The organism is Nocardia caishijiensis NBRC 108228, from assembly GCF_001612825.1.
In the GTDB taxonomy this organism is placed as follows: Bacteria; Actinomycetota; Actinomycetes; order Mycobacteriales; family Mycobacteriaceae; genus Nocardia; species Nocardia caishijiensis.
In genome coordinates, this window is record NZ_BDBE01000040.1 from 47246 (window position 1) to 62496 (window position 15251).

Here is a 15251-nt window from a genome sequence, read left to right on the forward strand (position 1 = left end):
CTTTCTCGACCCTGGTAGCCGTACTGCGAGGAGCTCGATGGAATTCGTACTCGCGTTCACCGGCAGCCGCGGTGACGTGCAGCCCGGTGTGGCGCTCGGTGTGCAATTGCGGACGCTCGGGCATGACGTGACAATGGCCGTCCCGCCGAATCTCGCGGACTTTTGTCGCCGGGCTGGAATTCCGACTCGGGAATTCGGCACGGACACCAAAGAATTGCTGGACTCGGCCTTGGTTTCGGCGGATTTGAAATCGGTCGATCCACTGACCAGACTGCGCGCGCTGGCCGAACTCACCGTGCGCGACGGGCGCCGCGTCCAGACCGAGCTCATGGATCTCACCGGCACCGCGGACGCGCTCGTCGGCGGCAGCGTCGGCCAGGAACGCCTGCTGAACGTGGCCACCGCACGCGGGATCCCGTATGTGCCGGTGCACTATTGCCCGCTGCGACGCAACAGCGTCGCCTCGCTCCTGCCGTGGCACAGGACGCCCGGCCTCGCGCATCGACTCAGCTGGGCCGCGCTCGAACATCTCACCTGGCTGGCGACCCGCACGGCCGAACGCGAGTTGGCCACCGACCTCGGATTGACCCCACCCACCACACCACCGGCCACCCGCATCACGAACCGCCCGATCCCTGAGCTGCAGGCCTTCGATCCCGTCCTGTTCCCCGGCCTGGCCGAGGAATGGGGTCCCGACCGGCCGCTGGTCGGGTTCCTCGATCTGGCCGCGCGGACCCGCGCGATGATCGGCACCGAGGACACCGACCTCGCCGCCTGGCTCGACGCCGGATCACCGCCGCTCTACGTCGGGTTCGGCAGCATGTCCATCGCCGACCCGGATCGGCTGGCCGCCCTGTTCACCCAGGTCGCCGACGAACTCGACCTGCGGCTGCTGGTCGCGGCGGGCTGGAGCGAGTTCATGGTCGACGCCGCGAGCGACCGGATCCGCGTGGTGCGCACCGTCGATCACGCCGCGGTCCTGCCGCGCTGCGTGGCGGCCGTGCACCACGGTGGCGCGGGGTCAACCGCGGCCGCGTTGCGGGCCGGAATCCCCGCGCTGGCCTGCTGGATCGGCGCCGATCAGCCGCTGTGGGGCCGCCGCCTCGCGGCGCTCGGTGTCGGCACCGGACTGCCCGTCGCGCGCGTGAACAGGGCCACCCTCACTCGTGCGGTGCGCGGGCTCCTACGACCCGAGCCGCGCGCGGCCGCCCAGCGGGTGGCCGCGGCGATGGTGTCGCCCGAGGACGCGGTGCGCGCCGCAGCCGCGCTCGTCGAAGTCTCGGCTCACGCCCCGGCCGGGGTGGGCCCGTCCCGTGGAGGAGTCCGATGAACGCGCCGACACTGTCCGTGGTGATCCCCGCCTTCGACGAGGAGGAGATCATCGGCGAATGCCTGGCTCGACTCGTCGCCCAGCGCGTACACATCACCGAAGTGGTGGTCGTGGACAACAATTCGACCGACCGCACCCGCGAGATCGTCGCCGAGTACGCCGCGCGCTGGTCCGCGATCCGGCTGCTCACCGAATCCGAGCAGGGCCTCGTCCACGCCCGCAACCGGGGCCTGGACAGCGCGACCGGTGAGCTGTTGGCGCGCATCGATGCCGACACTCTCGTCCCGCCGCACTGGGCCGGGCACATCGTCGATTTCTTCGCCGCCGACGCCGACCACGACTGGGCCGCCGCCTGTGGCCGCGGCCAGGCCTACGACCTGCCCTACGGTGACACCGTCGGTGCCCTGCGTCAGCGCTGGCGGGCCCGAAAGGCCGACCGGGTCAAGGCGGTTCCCGTCCTCTACGGCTCGAACATGATCCTGCGGGCGAGCACGTGGGCCCGCGTCCGCGACCGGGTCACCATGCGCCGCGACATCTTCGAAGACGTCGACACCGGCCTGTGCGTCACCGAGACCGGTGGCCGCAACGCCTTCCTCCCCACCATCACCGTCGGCGTCGCCCCCCGCCGCATGGCCACCGGCACGGCCTCTTTCGCCCGGTACATGGCTTGCCTTCCGCGCACCCTCGTGCTCCACCGCCGCTACGGCCTGGCCCTGGCCGCCGCCACTGTCTACCTACCCGCCATCATCACCCTGCACGCCGCCCGGCTGGCCCTGCTCCGCCTCCACAACCCGGGAAACGGCCAGTTCACCCCGACTGAGGTCTGGCACAAGCCCAGCGACCGCGTCGCCCCGTGACCACCGCCGCGAGATCGCGGCGACTGCTCAGGCGCGGCGCAGGTAGACGCGGACGGTGAGGGGAGCCATGATCGCCAGCACGGTGAGGGCGCCGAGCAGGGAAATACCGATCTCGTGGCCGTAGTGGCCGTCGGCGAGTTCGCGGACCGCGGTGACCAGGTGCGAGACCGGGTTGAGCTGGGCGAAGGTCTGCATCCAGGCGGGCATGGTCGAAACGGGGACCAGGGCGTTGGAGACGAAGGTCAGTGGCATCAGGACGAGCATGGACACGCCCTGAACGGTCGAGGGCTTGTCCATCAGGACACCCATCAGGGCGAAGATCCAGCTCAGCGAGAACGCCACCACCAGCACCAGCAGGCAGGCGACGAACAACCCCAACGCACTGCCGGGACGGTAGCCCATCGCCAGACCGACCACCACCGTCATACTCGTGGCGACGGCATAGCGGACCATATCGGCCAGCAGCGAACCCGCCAGCGGTGCGATCCTGGCGATCGGCAGCGCGCGAAACCGGTCGAACACGCCCTTGTTCATGTCCTCGCGCAGCTTCACCCCGGTGTTCACCGAGGCCGCGACCGCCACCTGCACCAGCACCCCGGGCACCAGAATCGGCAGGTAGTCACCGACGGTGCCCGCGATGGCGCCGCCGAAGATGCTGGAGAACATCACCGTGAACACCACCGGCAGGGCAACGACATCGAACAGCTCCTGCGGATTGTGTTTGATCTTGAGCAGCCCACGCCGCGCCATCGTCGCGGCGTGATACATCGACTGCGACATCGAGATCCGCCGCGTGCCCACCGGGCCTGCGATCGGCTCGGCCGCGGTACTCACGCGGGCTCCGGGACACGCCGAGCCCGGCCCGGTCCGGTGATGGCGAAGAACACCTCGTCCAGACTCGGTGGCGCGAGCACGAGTTCACGTACCTCGATTCCGGCCGCGCGCAAGGCCATCAGCAGTTCGGGCAGGGTCGCGGTGTCGGCCGCCGAGACCGTGAGCGTGCCGTCGGGGCTGGTGAGCACCGATTCCGCGCCCAGGTAGCGGCGGACGAGGGCCTCGGCCGTAGCCAACTCGACGACATCGACACGCACGGTGAGCGCGGCGGCGCCGACGGTGGCCTTGAGTTCGTCGGCGGTGCCGTCGGCGACGACACGACCGTGGTCGATCACCACGACGCGGTCGGCGAGTTCGTCGGCCTCGTCCAAGTACTGCGTGGTCAACAACACCGTCGTGCCTGCTCCGACCAGCTCGCGCACGGTCGTCCACATCCGCGCTCTGGTTCGTGGATCCAGGCCGGTCGTCGGTTCGTCGAGGAACAGCAACGGTGGGCGGCCGATCAGGCTGGCCGCCAGGTCGAGTCGACGACGCATGCCACCGGAGAAGTGCTTGAGCGGCCTGCCCGCGGCCTCCTCCAGACCGAACTCCGCGAGCAGTTCGGCCGAGCGCCGGGCGGCCCGGGCGCCGGGGAAGCCGAGTAGGCGGGCGAAGATGGTCAGGTTCTCGGTGGCGGTGAGGTCCTCGTCGACCGAGGCGTACTGACCGGTGAGCCCGATCAGCGAGCGCACCGCGGTTGCCTCGCGTACCACGTCGTGGCCGAACACCCGGGCGGTTCCCGCGTCGGGGCGAAGCAGGGTCGCGATCATCCGGACCGTTGTCGTCTTGCCCGCGCCATTGGGTCCGAGCACCGCGCACACCGTGCCCGCGGGCACTCGCAGGTCGATACCGTCGACCGCGCGGAAGGCGCCGAAAGACTTCGTCAATCCCCTGGTTTCGATCGCCGATTCGAATTCGGCCATCGGCACCTCCTCATCGCCTCGGCGGAATATTCGAAGAATGCGTACGGGAACGCGATCGCGCCACTGCGAACTCCTGGCAGCTTATGTTCCACGCGAAGGTGGCGGCAACCGCAGCGTCATGCGGACGGCCCGAAAAGATCGCCATCACAAAGCCAGGCCTTGCCCACGAAATATCTCGTTCACCGAATCGCGACGCGCTGGCAACGTCGAATTTTCCCGCCACCCACCGAATGCCGCGATAGCCAGCAGATATATCTGATCGGAAACATCGTGACGAAGGCCACCACTGCCCGGCAGGAACTATTTTCGGGCAACCCCTACGCTCGTTTCATGCCCGTCATCGGGCACTCGCCATCGGTCGACACGACGTCGATGTTGTGATCCGTCGGGCGAAGCATGGGGATTCACACTGTTTTTCAGCTTTCGGTCAGCAACTATGGTTGGGGCGCGGTCGTATGGAATTCACAGAGCTAGCTGACTATCCGCTGCGCGCGGGCACCGTTATCGAATGGGTTCCGGTCACCGGCCCCTCGGGCACGTGGCAGCGCGACGAACGGCCACTGAGCCATCTCCACGAGCAGCACTGCGCGCGCTCGACCGCCGACGAGGGCGAGAGTTCGTGGCTCGGCACGATTTTCGAGATACCGCTGCCCTTCGACGAGGAGACGGTGCGCGTCACACTGCGGCGCTGGATGGCCCGCCACGACGCCTTTCGTACCACGGCCACCGCCGACGAGCACGCGGCGGGCCGTTTCGCGCGCTCTACCTGCCGCGCCGAGGACGTGCACGTCATGCCACGTCGAGTCGGGCATCTGCGCACCGGAACCCGGGTGTATCAGCACCTCACCCACTATTTCGGGTCGCGCCTGTCGCCAACCGAATGGCCGCACTGTCTGCTCGCCACCGTCAGCGACATCGAGCCGACCGCGCACGACGGGGGGTTCCTGCTGGTGTTCGGCGCCGATCACTCGGTGATGGACGCGTATTCGATGATGTTGGCCATCAGCGAGATCCAGCGTCTCTACCAGGCGGTCTACACGGAGACGAGCGCCGAACTGCCCGACGTGGGTAGCTATATCGACTTCGGCGCCGAGGATCGAGCACTCGGCGCGGCACTGACCGCGGCCGATCCCGCGGTGCGCGTCTGGCGCCGGTACCTGCGACACGGCGGCGGCCGGTTCCCGGCGTTCCCGCTGCCGGTCACCTCGCGCACCGGACGCTCCCATCCCGGACTGCACCAGAGTGGACTGTCGTCGTGGGTGCTGACCGCCGAGCAGACCGAGCAGTTGCAGGCCCGTTGTCGCGGGGCCGGGCATTCGGTGCAGTCGGCGGTGTTCGCCGCGCTGGCCGCGACCCATCGCGTGCTGGTCGGTTCGGAGCCGCTGCGCTGCGCGATGCCGGTGCACACCAGGCACACCGCCGCGCATGTGCACGCCATGGGCTGGTACGTCGGGTTGTTGCCGCTCGAGCTCGACCACGCGGGCGCGGACACCCTCGCCGAGTTGCTCGACCGGACCGCCGCCGCCATCGACGCGGTGAGACCCCTGGCCCGGCTGCCGTTTCCGCGGATCGCGGAGTTGCTCGGCTGCGCGCAGGTGCCACGATTCGTGGTGTCGTATGTCGATGTACGCCACGTACCCGACGCCACGCGGTGGCAGCAGTGGCAGGTGCGGCCGTTGCGCAGCGGGGAGCAGTCCGACGAGGAGGTCTACTTCTGGATCGCCCGCTCCCCCGGCGGGCTCGCGGTCTCGGCGCGGTTCCCCAGCAACGAGGTCGCGACGGCGAACGTGCACCGATTCATCAACACGTTCACCGCGATGCTGTCGACGGTGACCGCCGAGGGCGCGCTGGTCGACCGGCGCACCGCCGTGACCCCGGCCGGGTGACCGCCGATGATCATCACCGCATTGCGCAACTGGCATCCCGAACCGGGCGAGCTGGTGGAGTGGCAGCCCACCCACGCGGCTCTGCGCGCCGCCGCGACGGCAACGGCCGATCCCGATCCCGGCACCTTCCTGCAGGACAATCACCTGCGCGGCGTGCACGCCCGCGCCCGGTCGGGACGGCCGCACACCGCCTACCTCGCGGTCACCACCGAGGTGGACGGTGAGCTGGACGCCACGGCGATGAGTCGCGCGCTCACCCGGTTCGCACGTCGGCATTCCGGGTTGCTGACCTGGTTCGACACCGACGGCGCCACCGTCACCCGGCACAGCGTCGCGCCCGCCCGGATCGACTTCGAGGCGATGACGATCGGCCACACCCCCGGCGGTGCCGAGTTCCGTGACCACGCCCTGGTCCGCATCGCGCGCGACGCGGTCGCCACCTCCTGGCCCGGTTTCGTCCTCGGGGCCATCGCCCGCCCCGGCTCGTTCACCCTCTACTACGCCACCGATCACGCGCTCAGCGACGGCGCCTCCCAGGCTCTGGTCCTCACCGAGCTCCTCGACTTCTACGCCAACGAGACCACCGCCCGCCCGCTCAGCCCCTTCACCGCCGCCCCGGTCGGCGGGTTCCCCGACTACGCCCGCGAGGAGAACGCGCGGGCGCACCAGTTCTCCCCGGCGAGCCCCGAGGTCGCGGAGTGGGTCGAGATCTTCCGAGACCACGGCAATGCGATGCCGAGGTTCGCCCTCGACCTGGGTCTCGCGTCCGGCGACACCGCACCCATGCACGGCATCGAGTTCGATGTGCTCGACCGCGCTGGTTCGGCCGCGTTCGCCGAGGTCTGTCGCGCGGCGGGTGGCCGCTGTGTGGCCGGGGTCCTCGCCGCGGTGGCGATCACCGATCTCGAGCTCGCCGGGCGCGCCGACTACTACGGCATGACCGTGCTCAGCACCCGGGGGTTCGGGGAGTTCCTGCTCACTCAGGGCTGGCTGTGCAATTTCGCTCCGGTGGCCTTCTCGCTGGCCGGATGCGCCTCGTTCACCGAGGTGGTCGGCCGCGCGAACGCCGCCTATGACCGGGCCATCCGCCTGTCCACCGTGCCCCTGTCCGCGGTGCTCACCGCGCTCCTGTCCGCCGGTGCCGATCCGGCATCGGTGACGGCGAGTCCGAACATGCTGTCCTACTTGGACTTCCGGCGATTCCCCGGCGCCGGGACCGCACCGTACGAGCGCGGCATGCTGTTCACCGGGGAGGGTGAGACCGCGAACGCCTCGATGTGGTTCAACCGCGACGCCGAGCACCTCTACCTCGGCTGCCAGAGCCCCGCGACCCCGTTCGCCCAGCACCAGCTCGCGCGTTATCACGCCCATCTGCGATCGGTGTTCGACGCCGTGGCCACCGACGGCGACCGCCGCGTCGGGGCCGACGAACGGGAGGTGGCGGTTGCGCGTCACCACGGTTGACCACTACTCCCCCGGGCCCGGCACCTTCGTGCACTGGCGGGTCCGCGACGACGGCGACACGCACGAGTCGCCGATCCCGCCCTCGTTCAACCAGCTCGTCCATCTCGCCGGAGCGGAAGCCGGAAACACTTGGCTGGCAGCGGCTTTCGATGTCGACGGTCCATTGGATCGCGCCGCGCTGGCCGCGGCCTATCGCACGCTGATCGCCCGGCACGGCACCCTGCGCAGTTCCTTCACCGCCACCCCGAGCGGACCTCGCCGGGTCCTGCGTTCGGCAACCGTCCACCTCGACGAACAGCCCACAACCACGCCCAGATCGACTGCGGCGCTGCGTGACACGATCTGGCGGCACTGCAACGACCGGTGCGCGCCGTTCGCCGACCGCGCCTATCTCCTCGCCGCGATCGACCGCCCCGACACCGCCACCGTCGTGTGCGCCTTCGACCACGCTCATGTCGACGCTCATTCGATCGCGATCGTCATCGACGAACTGCGCCTGCTCTACCACGGCGCCGCCCCCGAAACCCTGCCGCCGGTCGGCGATTTCGTGGATCACTGCGCGCGACCCACCGCGTTCGACCCCGCCGATCCGCGCCTGCGCGGCTGGCGGGAGTTCTTCGGCGATCAGGGCGTGGTGCCTCCGTTGTTCCCGCTCGATCTGGGGCTGGCGCCGGGCGGGTCCGCGCCCCAAGCCGTGAGTTTGCGCCAGGTGCTCACGGCCGAGGACGCCGAGGCCTTCGAGAGCTGGTGCCGGGGCAACGACGCGGGATTCTTCGCCGGTCTGCTGGCGGCGCTGGCGCACGGGGTGCGCGCCGCGGGCGGTGGCGAGCGGACTCGGCTGCTCTTTCCCATGCACACCAGGTACGAACCGCGATGGGAGCGGGCGGTCGGCTGGTTCACCACCAATGCTCCGCTCGCCATCGACACCTCGGGCACCCTTGCCGAGACCGTGCGCCGCGCCCAGCCCGCGGTCCGTGCCGCCATCGAGATCGGCGCGCTCCCGCTCGCCGAAACCTTGCACGCGCTGGGCGGACTGCGCCCGCGACGCAACGACATCTTCATGGTGTCCTACCTCGACTACCGGCGCCTTCCCGGCGCACGCGCGCGCCACGCCACCCACATCTCCAACACCAGCACCGCCGACGACGTGCAGATCTGGTTCTCCCGCACCGACGACGGCTTGGCGCTGCGTGTCCGCTACCCGGCCACGCCGCTGGCCCACGCGGTGCTGCGGTCCTTCCTGGCCGAGGTCGAGCAGATCCTCCGTTCCGACGTGTGCGCAGCGGGCGATCGCGGGTTCGCGCGAAGAGTCCGCTGCACAGCAGTTGAGCGACCGCGTCGTCCCACCGGCGCAATTGCGCCGGGATGCCGAGGGATTCGTCCTCGTCGACGGCGACAACGAGCCCGGTCACGGCGCCGAAGTGATGTTGCGCCAGGCCGATCGACGCTCTGGCCTGTTCGACGAAAGGGCAGATCAGGCGGCGTGGCCCTGTTTCGAGGCCTACGGTTATCCTTGCGCCGTTCCCGTGGACCAGGTGATCGCCCCGTCGTTGCGGTAGAGCACCAGATTGCCGGTGTCCTCCAAGACCAACGTCGACGGGCCCATGGTCCACGTCCTCGACGACCACGCCGCGGCCCCACTTGCGGTGTACAGGACCAGGTTGCCGTCGTTCTGGTTGACCAGATTCTCTCCGTTCGTCGTCGCGGTCGACCACAGCACTTCCCCGCTGGTCCGATAGAGCACCAGGTTGCCATCACCCTGTAGCCACAGCTCGTAGAGTCCGTTGCGGGACCGGAGCGCGGACGCGCGGGGCAGCGTCGCCCCCGCTGCCAACCGCTCGGGCCAACTCGGGACCGGCGTGACACCGTCGCCGCGCAGGGCCGCGCTGACCTCGGCGGTGATCGGCTCCTTGCTCGCCATCGTCGTGGTGACCAGGCCGAAGTGGCACTCGGGATCATCGGCGGCGGTGCAGCGATCGCGGTAGGAGTAGACGATCAGCGGACCCGCGTATGGCAGCGCACGCCACATCCGAACGCCCTGCACGAGGTACTTGCTGACGGTGCTCGCGCTCGGAATGGCCGCGAGTCCGGCTGTCGGATAGCCGAATTCGGTAGCCCACACCTTTTTCGCGGTGTCGCCGTTGCGAACCATCACCGAGTGCACCAGGGCGAGCTCACCACACGGCGTCGACTCCGAAGGTGGCCCGAACATGTTCCACCAACGATTGACGCATTCGGGGTCGGCAGGTCCTTTGCCCGAGTTCCACGCCGGATACGGGTGGTGCGCGACGGCATCGAAATAGCCGCGATACCCCCGGCTGTACGCCCAGTCCAACCAGACCGACGGCGCGTTCGGATTGGTCCCGCCCTGTACCGTTCCCGCCCCCGACGCCCCGGCCAGAACGACACATCCGGGACAGCGCGCCTTCACCCGGGGGTAGGCGAGTTTGACGAGCTGCCAGTATCGCGCTTTGCGGTCGCCGACGAAGTTGGCGAAGTTCACGAAGTTCGGTTCGTTCCAGATCTCGTATGCCTGAACCTTGCCGCCGAAGTGCGCGACCGTGCGATCCACGATCGAAATCCAGTCCTGGTCGCGGGTCGGGAACCATTTGTCGCCGCTGTGACCGCCGTTCGCCCACGGTGGCGCGTAGGCGAGGACGAGCAGAACCCGCATTCCGCGCGCGGCGGCGGCATCCACGACCGGGTCCAACCGGTCCCACCGCAGCGGCGCCCCCCGAGCCGGTTCGACAGACCACCAGTCGAGGTCGAGGCGCAGGACCGGAACCTTGGGCGCCACCGCGGACTGCATGGCGGGTAGCCGCAGCACGATGTCCGCACCGTCACCTGAGCCTTCCGCGAAGCCGACGTCGGCGGACGTGAAGGAGTCGGCGGGCGCCGCCATCGCCGGGCCGGGCACCGCCGCCATCACCGACAGCGTGCTCGCGACCAGCGCGAGCACGGTATTTCCGACGCGAATTCGTCCGAGCAGGTCGAGAATCGATGTCTTCATCCAGAAGGCCCTTCTGTATGAAATCTTCGCGATCGATGCGTGTGCTGTAGTGTGCGCCGACTCCCGCGAAGGCCCCCGATGACACGCCGTCAACGAGGTTTCGTCACCCATTCCGGTCTTCGTCCTCGGTTTCGACCCTGATTACCGATCAGCCTGCCGTTCCCCACGCAGCCACCGAACAGCAGGTACAACCCGGTCGCGCCCGCAGATCCACCCCGCTCGGAATCGCGGTCCCGGTGACCGGCCGGATACCGTAGCCTCGTCCTCATGAGTGTCCAGGCTGGGGTGGTTCCACCGCACGACCACGTCGTGAGCATTTACGACGGACTGGAGGAGCTGGCCCGCAACGTCAGCGACTTCCTCGGGCAGGGGTTGGACACCGACGGCGCGGCCGTGGTGATCGCCACGCCCGCCCACCGGGAAGCCCTCGCGACGCGGTTGCGCGAGCGGGGCTCGGACCTGGCTGCCCTGACCGCGGCGGGCCGCTATCTAGCCCTCGATGCCGCGCAGACCTTGGCGAGCTTCACCATCGACGGCGCGCTCGACCGGGCTCGTTTCGCCGAAGTGATCGGCGAGGTCATCGCCGGTGCGAGTGCGGGTGGGCGTTCCGTGCGCGCGTTCGGTGAGATGGTGGCGCTGCTGTGGGCCGACGGCGATCCGGCCGCTGCGATCGAGCTCGAAGCGATGTGGAACGAATTGGCCCGGAGCCATCGATTCCTGCTCTACTGTGCCTATCCGCGTGACCTGCTCGCCGACGGCGACGATCTGGTGCGCCTGCAGCAAGTGTGCACCCATCATTCCGAGATCGTCGCTCCCGACAGCTACACCGCCGCCCAGCCCGAACTCGGGCCGAGCGCCGACCCGGACAGCGATTCTCGAACCTATCTGCCGGTACCGAGCGCCGTCAGTGCCGCGCGCCGATTCGTCACCGGCAGGCTGGGGGAATGGCAGCACGGCCCCGCGGTCATCGACGATGCCGCCCTGGTCGTTTCCGAACTCGCCGCCAACGCGGTTGCCCACGCGCACACCGCGTTCCGGATCCGGCTGTCCCAGGCCGAGGGGACGGTGAAGATCGAGGCCGAGGACCTCAGCCCGCGCCGACCGGTCATGGGCACCGACCGCGGAAGTGCGGTCGGTGGACGTGGTTTGATCCTGATCGCGGCACTGGGCAGCCGATGGGGCAGCGAACCGGACCCGGCAGGGCACGCCAAGAACGTGTGGTGCGAAATCCCCTCCCCTGACCTGAGGGAAGGAATCTGAGATATGTCGATCGATCTCTCCGCGCCCGCGCGGGGTGCCTCGGTGGCGAGGGCGGCTGGTGTATTGACCGATAGGCGAAGCGGCGGCTGCCACGATCATGCCTGCGTGGCGTACACCACCCGCGCTGAACGCGACCGCGCCGCCGTGGAATGGCTGCTCGAGGGTGCCGCGCTCGGGCAGCGGCTACTCGCGGTCACCGACGACGACGATGCCGGTGACCGCTTGCGAGCCGCATTCGCCGCGGCCGATGTCGGCTACGAGCTGACTCATATCTCCCTCGGTGAGGTCTACGACTTGTCCGCGCCGATCGACGCCGAAGCCCAGCTCGCTCATTTCCGCGGCGAGGTCGCATCGGCCCTCGACGCGGGTTTCGCGGGCATTCGCGTCTTCACCGACATCACCGCCCTGAACCTCGATCCCGCACGCCGTTCCGGTCATGTCCGGTGGGAACACGTCGCGGACGCGTTCATGGCCGCCGGTCACCCGGTCGCCGCGATGTGTGCCTACGACCTCACCGCGACCGACGAGGATCTGGGCGCGATCATGGCCGTACACCCGTTGCGCCACGGCCCCTCCCGGGTCCCCACGACGTTCGGGATGTACTGGCGGGACGGCCGCCGTTTCCTCGAGGGAGAGATCGATCAATTCGGCATTCCCGCCCTGATCGGTGCGCTCGAGGTCTTGCCGAGCGAGGGCGCCGACCTCGACGTCAGTGGTCTGGTGTTCCTGAGTGTGCGCGCCTCGGCGGTACTGGCGGGCATGGATCCGTCCCAGCGGGCACATCGGTCGATACGGCTGGTCGACCCCCATCCCGTCGTCGAACGGGTGTGGAGCGTCATGGATTTCGATTCCCGAAGGTTGATCAAGCGCACCGATTCCTGAATCGGCTTCCGTACGGATTGCCGTCCTGACCCATCGGTCGTTCCCTTGCTCCGTTTACGTCTGCTGTCCCCTACGGACTCGACCACGGAGAAGGGGCCCGAGGACGCGAGCGACTCCGGACCCCTCCGTGCGGCTGTTTCGTGATGGCGACCGGGACGAGCGATCCCCCGCCGCGGCACCGAATCACGAGTTCAGCCAAACGATCACAGGCAGAAGCTGACCTCGACCGGACCCAGGTGAATGGGCAGACATACTTCCACCGAGCCCGAAACCGGGGCCGGGGCCTCCGCCGACGCCACACCGGCGCTCAGGGCGGTCGCCGACAGTGCGATCGCCGCCGCCGCTAGCGGCCGAAAGATTCTGGAACTCATACTGCCATCCTCGATAGTGCGATTGTGATGCATCCCATGGGGCGGGACCGGTCACATCAGATCATGACCCACGAGTAATGTCACGCAAACAGAAACAATTGGCTTTACAGGGTCGAATACGTGCAGCCCATCCGGCATCAAGCCCCTGAAAGGCTACATCCTGAATCAGATCACACTTCTATCTCGACAGATACATACGATGCATCCGCGAGTTCCCCGAAGTAAGAGCTCAACTGAAATTTTCTGATGGCTATCCATAAACTTTCACCGAAACCATTGGAGTTTTCCCCATCCCCATTTCAGGCGTTCGCGCCAACCGCCCTGGCCGGATGTAGCCGTTCAACTGAGCACCGCCAGTGCGCGATCGGCGTCCTCGAGAGCGACGATCGCGACCATGCCGACGCTCCCTCGAGATCAAAGAACCCAATCGCGCCACACCTCGAGGTGTTCATAATCCGGCGTGATACCGGCGGAAAAAATGTGGAATCCGCGTGATGGAAGATAAGAAGCGACGAGCGACCGCAGATCATGCGTGAGCAATTGAGGATACGTGGGCGCGCACACGGACAGCTCGTTCATCACGTCCAGTGCCTCGGCTTGCTGAATGGACCTGTCGTGCGCCCACATATCATGCCATCCGGGGTTCGGGTGGCTATGCGCGGTAGCCGTCGGTGCCCGCGCGGGACATGATGATCGAGGGGACGACGGCGCGGGGGGACAGGCGTAGGAGGGCGTCGGTCATTTCTACGATGTCGTTGACCGCGAGCATCTGGTGTGGGGGGACCTGGTCGTGGACCCAGGCACTCATGTCGGTGTCGACGTAGCCGGGGGCGATGGCGGTCGCGGTGACTCCGTTGGCCGATTCTTCGGCGTTGAGGGTGGTGAGCAGCGAGATGAGGGCGGCTTTCGCGGCGCCGTAGACGGCCAGACCCGCTTCGGCGTAGACACCGGTGATCGAAGACAGCGCAACGACTTTCGCGCCACGGTCGGGATCGGCGGCCGCGCCCGCGCGCAGTAACGGCAGCGCGCCCTGGATGAGCTGGATGGGGGCGCGCAGATTGACCGCGATGGTCTTGTCGAAGCGCCGCATCGACGACTCGGCCAGGGTGCCCGCGGTGCCGACGCCCGCGTTCAGGATCAATGCCGACATCGTGGTGAACCGGTCGGCGTGGGCGCCGAGAACGCGGGCGACACCGTCCTCGTCGGCCATGTCGGCGGCGACGGGGACCACCTCGGGCGCGCCCGCAGCACGCAGTTCGGCCGCGACGGCCTCGAGTCGGTCGGCGTCGCGTGCGGTGATGGTGAGCGAATACCCCTGCTGGGCGAGCCTGGTCGCGATGCCGAGGCCGATGCCGCGCGAGGCGCCGCTGATCAGTGCGGACTTGGTCATCGCTGGTGTCCTTTCAGTGCGCGCAGCCCGGCCGCCATGAACTCCGGCGTCGCCTCGGCGGCGCGTTCGGCCGCAGCACCGGCATCGGAGCCGTGCCGTGCCCGGTGGGTGATGCCCTCACCGATCACGCCGAGTTTGAAGTTGGCCAGGGCGAGGTAGAAGCCCCAGTCGTCGAGGTCGCGGCCGGAGGTCTGCGCATAGGACTGCGCGAGGGTGTCGGCGCTCGGCATCCGGTCGCTGGTCCACGCGGCCGAGGAGCCGAGGACCAGGTCGAATGTCGGCGAGCGGTACACGCACATCAGCGCGACGTCGGTGAGCGGATCGCCGAGGGTCGACATCTCCCAGTCGACGACGGCGCGCACCCGGCCGGGGTCGGTCGCGTCCAGAATGGTGTTGTCGATGCGGAAATCGCCGTGCACGATCGAGGCCGCCGACTGCCGCGGGAGTGCCTCGGACAGCGCGGCGTGCAAGGTCGCCACATCGGCGAGTTCCCGGGTCTTGACCCGATCCCATTGCGATGCCCACAGTTTCACCTGGCGGGCGACGAAACCCTCCGCTCGGCCGAACTCCTCCAGCCCGACGGCGACGGGGTCGACCGCGTGCAGCTCGGCCAAGACGCGCACCAGTTCGCTTGTGCTGGCGGCGATGTGCGCGTCCGAGAGCGCCGCGAGGTCGTCCTGGTCACGGATCACGGCTCCGTCGACGAACTCGACGACCGTCATCGGCGCCCCCAGGGCCGAGCCCGTCGCGTCGAACGCGATCGTCTTCGCCACGGGCACCGCCGATCCCTGCAACGCGCTGGTCACCGTGTACTCGCGCGCCATGTCGTGAGCCGAGGGGGTGAGACCGGCGACCGGTGGACGCCGGACCACCCAGCGTGCGACGTCGTCGGCGGCGATGAAGGTGAGATTGGACCGGCCGCCGCTGATCAGTTCGACCCGCAGCTCGCCGTTCACCTCGACATCCTGGGCGCGCAGGAACTTCTCCAGTGCGCCGATGTCCATG

12 protein-coding genes are annotated in these 15251 nt (G+C 68.5%); 7 read left to right on the forward strand and 5 right to left on the reverse strand.

Going from position 1 to position 15251, the window contains the following annotated elements; genetic code table 11:
* Positions 1-37 precede the first annotated feature (37 nt).
* Complete coding sequence (locus tag NC7_RS22655) at positions 38-1330, forward strand: glycosyltransferase (protein WP_067986410.1); 1293 nt, start codon at positions 38-40, stop codon at positions 1328-1330.
* Entirely contained in the window at positions 1327-2187 is an 861-nt protein-coding gene (locus NC7_RS22660; RefSeq protein ID WP_067986412.1) for a glycosyltransferase family 2 protein, read from the forward strand. The genes NC7_RS22655 and NC7_RS22660 overlap by 4 nt, the downstream gene beginning before the upstream one ends.
* Before the next feature lie 27 nt (positions 2188-2214).
* On the opposite strand, the gene NC7_RS22665 is transcribed toward NC7_RS22660, so the two are convergent.
* Positions 2215-2967, reverse strand: coding sequence for an ABC transporter permease (locus NC7_RS22665; protein ID WP_084458737.1), 753 nt, complete (start codon positions 2965-2967; stop codon positions 2215-2217).
* 50 nt (positions 2968-3017) lie between these two features.
* Positions 3018-3983 (reverse strand): ATP-binding cassette domain-containing protein, encoded by a 966-nt coding sequence (locus NC7_RS22670; protein ID WP_067986416.1) that lies wholly within the window; start codon positions 3981-3983, stop codon positions 3018-3020.
* A gap of 455 nt (positions 3984-4438) precedes the next feature.
* On the opposite strand from NC7_RS22670, the gene NC7_RS22675 reads away from it, so the two are divergent.
* From NC7_RS22675 to NC7_RS22695, 5 genes are all read left to right on the forward strand, one after another.
* On the forward strand, positions 4439-5869 hold the full coding sequence (locus NC7_RS22675; protein ID WP_067986418.1) for a condensation domain-containing protein: 1431 nt from the start codon (positions 4439-4441) through the stop codon (positions 5867-5869).
* Positions 5870-5875: 6 nt separating this feature from the next.
* A complete protein-coding gene (locus tag NC7_RS22680) occupies positions 5876-7333 on the forward strand; it encodes a condensation domain-containing protein (protein ID WP_067986420.1) in 1458 nt (485 codons plus the stop codon).
* A complete protein-coding gene (locus NC7_RS28695; RefSeq protein ID WP_159372894.1) occupies positions 7314-9098 on the forward strand; it encodes a condensation domain-containing protein in 1785 nt (594 codons plus the stop codon). Before NC7_RS22680 ends, NC7_RS28695 begins: the two co-directional genes overlap by 20 nt.
* Before the next feature lie 1512 nt (positions 9099-10610).
* Positions 10611-11603 carry an MEDS domain-containing protein gene (locus NC7_RS22690; RefSeq protein ID WP_084458717.1) on the forward strand — a complete coding sequence of 331 codons (993 nt, stop codon included), beginning with the start codon at positions 10611-10613 and terminating at the stop codon, positions 11601-11603.
* Between the two features lie 105 nt (positions 11604-11708).
* On the forward strand, positions 11709-12485 hold the full coding sequence (locus tag NC7_RS22695) for an MEDS domain-containing protein (protein WP_067986425.1): 777 nt from the start codon (positions 11709-11711) through the stop codon (positions 12483-12485).
* A gap of 203 nt (positions 12486-12688) precedes the next feature.
* Here NC7_RS22695 and NC7_RS29635 read toward each other — a convergent pair whose 3' ends face one another.
* From NC7_RS29635 to NC7_RS22705, 3 genes are all read right to left on the reverse strand, one after another.
* Positions 12689-12856: a hypothetical protein gene (locus NC7_RS29635; protein ID WP_167352451.1), complete on the reverse strand. Its 168-nt coding sequence runs from the start codon at positions 12854-12856 to the stop codon at positions 12689-12691.
* 652 nt (positions 12857-13508) lie between these two features.
* Positions 13509-14246 carry an SDR family NAD(P)-dependent oxidoreductase gene (locus NC7_RS22700; protein WP_067986427.1) on the reverse strand — a complete coding sequence of 246 codons (738 nt, stop codon included), beginning with the start codon at positions 14244-14246 and terminating at the stop codon, positions 13509-13511.
* Positions 14243-15250: a phosphotransferase family protein gene (locus tag NC7_RS22705; protein ID WP_174550262.1), complete on the reverse strand. Its 1008-nt coding sequence runs from the start codon at positions 15248-15250 to the stop codon at positions 14243-14245. Before NC7_RS22705 ends, NC7_RS22700 begins: the two co-directional genes overlap by 4 nt.
* Between the last annotated feature and the right edge of the window lies 1 nt (position 15251).